Source organism: Cryobacterium sp. MDB2-A-1, from assembly GCF_004402675.1.
In the GTDB taxonomy this organism is placed as follows: Bacteria; Actinomycetota; Actinomycetes; order Actinomycetales; family Microbacteriaceae; genus Cryobacterium; species Cryobacterium glucosi.
In genome coordinates this window covers 1-2,913 of sequence record NZ_SOFK01000061.1, presented here as the reverse complement: position 1 = coordinate 2,913, position 2,913 = coordinate 1, and the positions used below count along the sequence as shown (strand labels likewise).

General features: G+C 60.6%; 2 protein-coding genes. One reads left to right on the top strand and one right to left on the bottom strand.

What is annotated here, in order from left to right; translation table 11 throughout:
- Nucleotides 1–117 precede the first annotated feature (117 nt).
- Nucleotides 118–582: a GNAT family N-acetyltransferase gene (locus E3O39_RS18810; protein ID WP_134446629.1), complete on the top strand. Its 465-nt coding sequence runs from the start codon at nt 118–120 to the stop codon at nt 580–582.
- Nucleotides 583–718: 136 nt separating this feature from the next.
- Here E3O39_RS18810 and E3O39_RS18805 read toward each other — a convergent pair whose 3' ends face one another.
- The gene (locus E3O39_RS18805; RefSeq protein ID WP_166787277.1) at nt 719–1,855 is read right to left on the bottom strand and encodes an integrase core domain-containing protein; all 1,137 of its coding nucleotides are present in this window, start codon (nt 1,853–1,855) and stop codon (nt 719–721) included.
- Nucleotides 1,856–2,913 lie beyond the last annotated feature (1,058 nt).

Genomic DNA, 2,913 nt, shown 5'->3' with positions numbered 1-2,913 from the left:
TTCACCGTCGCCACGGCCTCGTCCTCCATCACGCCAAGAATCACATCAGTCATCAGGCACCTCCATTGTTAGGAGTTACACCGAAAATCGTATAGTCCCCACTGCAATCATTGCCTCATGAATGAGGTGAAGGTCCGCACGATGACGGAGACTGAGTTCGACAGCTGGCAGCTGACGATTGCCGAGGAGTTCGCGGCCGAACAGGTTACCGCCGGGCGCTGGGCGGCCGACGGATCCGTTCGTCGTGCGCTCGAATCCAATTCTGAACTCCTTCCCCAGGGACTCAGTACTCCGAGGATGTTGATTCTTCGCGGATTCAGCGCCGACGGAGAGCCAGTTGGCCGTGCGTGGATCGGCCTGGATCATCCGCGTGGAGCTCCGGACATGGCGTTCCTGTATGACATTGAGGTCGCCGAGCAGCGACGTGGCAGGGGCCTGGGGCGTGCTCTACTCGAAGCCGTCGAGGATGCTGTGATGGATGCTGGCGTGCACTCGCTGGAGCTGAACGTTTTCGGACACAACCGCCCCGCAGTGGCGCTCTATGACTCGGCTGGGTATGCCGTATCAACACAACAGATGTAGAAACGCCTGCGCCGGTAACTCTCGTGCACTGCCTTGTGCACACCCACCTTGGCTCCATCAGAGCACCCAGAACCAAGCTGTGCTGTCTCGGGACGTCCCTGACACTTCATGTCTCGGGACGTCCCTGACACTCGGGTCAGGATGTTGCGGGCTCGTCGGGAGCTTGGGGTTTCTTGGGCTGGTTGGCGAGGAAGCCGCGGGGTTTGCCGTTGCCGACGTAGCTGCCTTTGGGGCCTATCGGGTGAGTGATGATGTGGGTTCCCTCGGCGTCGAAGATGTGGACGGTGTTGGTTTCGATGACGATGTTGAAGGTGCGGTTGGCTTGATCGCGACCCATTTGAATGCGCATGTGGGCGACGGTCAGGACACCGTTTGGTGTGGTCTTGCGTGCGTGCTGCCGGGGCTTCGACGGCAGGGGCGCGGGCGCGAGCGGCGGGGTCGGTTCGGGTGCTTTGGGCGTGGCGTAGTAGCGCTGGTGGGGTGTCTGCATCTGAAGGGACTGGTGCGGGCGTTCCTCGTTGTAGAGCTTGTCGAATGTGTCGAGTTGGGTTTGCAGCTCGGCCAGGTCGTTCGCAGCGGGACGGGCGGCCAGCCAGCGGGCGAGAGTGGAATGGCCGCGTTCGTTCTTGCCTTGAGTTTGGGGGTGGCCGACGGATGAGGCGATGGGTTGGACGCCCCGGCTGAGCATCAGGGCGGTCAGGTCTCCGGTCCAGCCGCGCCGGCTGGGGTTCAGCGCGGTCCCGTTGTCGGTCAGGAGGCGTTGTGGGGTGCCGTGGCGGTTCATGCCGATCGTGACGACCTTCACGGCGTCTTCGGCGTTCTCAGAGCGCGCAGCGAGCGAGGCGATCTGGAAGCGCGAGTGGTCGTCGTTGAGTTGGAAGATCGCCACGACGGCGCCGCCACGGAGGGTGTAGTCGGTGGCGTCGAGCTGCCACATTTCGTTCGGAGCGGCGTATTCAAATCGGATGTAGCTACTCTTGGGACGCTTCTTGGGTTGCGGAGTTACGACTGCGTTCCGGGTGAAGATCCGGGCCAGCGTCGACCGCGACGGAGACTCGATTCCCAACTTCTCGAGCTCGTACTTGACCGAGAGGGGACCGTTGTCCCAGCCTGCGCCGCCGAGCCGGGCGCGGGCCTCGAGAGCCAGGCGTTCGACGAGTTCGGAGACCTTCGCCGGCGAGGTCTTCGGCCGGCTCGAGCGAGCGACTAACGCGTGCGGGAGTCCGGCCTCGGTGACGTGTTTGCGGGTCGCATAGAACCATTCCCGGGACACGTTGTGTTCTCGGCAGAACCGCGTTACGGCCCCTCGTGGGGCGTCCTCGGGCCACGACGCGATGATGAGGCGGAGGTCGGTTCGAGCTGGGTCATGTGCCATGACCTGATCGTGGAGGATCCGCAGCCCGGTGCCGAATGGAGGCCCTCGAGCGAGGACCTCCATTCGGAGTGTCAGGCAGGTCCTGAGACAGAACTGTCAGCAAGGTCAGGGGACAGAACTGTCAGATTGAGAACGAGACTTCACACCGCGAAGATCTGATCAGTGGCCACCGACACTGGGCTCTCGCCTCTTACCTGCTGCCGTCCTACAAGTGGTAATCGTTCCTCTACGACAGATTCGTTTTTGGTTGCCCGCCCGGAACTTGAATAACGTCAAGCGGCCCGCTCATCTCGCCCTTTGATCATTGAAGCCGGTAGTGTCCAAAAGTCCGGAGTCTCACCGCGGCATAGGCTTGCCGACTCGGTCAAACCATTCCCTATTTGGTACAGACAAGGAAGCAGAGAGAAGCGGCGGATATCGGCTACAGAACTGACCGAAAATGCCAATTAGGCGTGATCTGGTGAGGAAAAGTGTGCCCCTGGAGGGATTCGAACCCCCAACCGTTTCCTTAGGACACAATCGAAAGCGACATTACTTTAGGCACAAAAATGCTTTTGATCGGGATATAAGAATCCCGAAATCTCCTAGGTACACACAGAAGTACACACATAGCCGTTGCGCGACCAAAACCTCCGGTTGAAACAGGGTCCTATCGCTTGAAGCGGGGACAAGCCGGAAAATCATTCCAATGACGACGACACACCTCTGGCCAGTGCCATGCCGGCGTGGCTGTCGCGAGACCGGTTTTGGACCTATTTGGTGGCAGTCTCGAGGTTGGCCATGACCTGTTCCGCTACGTGTGCGACGAGGGTGGTGTCGATCTTCCCGAGCCCGATCTGGCTGACCCGATGTGCCGGCCTTACCGAACCCGAACATTGATCTCACACTTCTCGAACAGGACGCGGGCAGTGTGGACCACGTCGGATTCTCTTCGACATCCATGACCGAATTGGGAG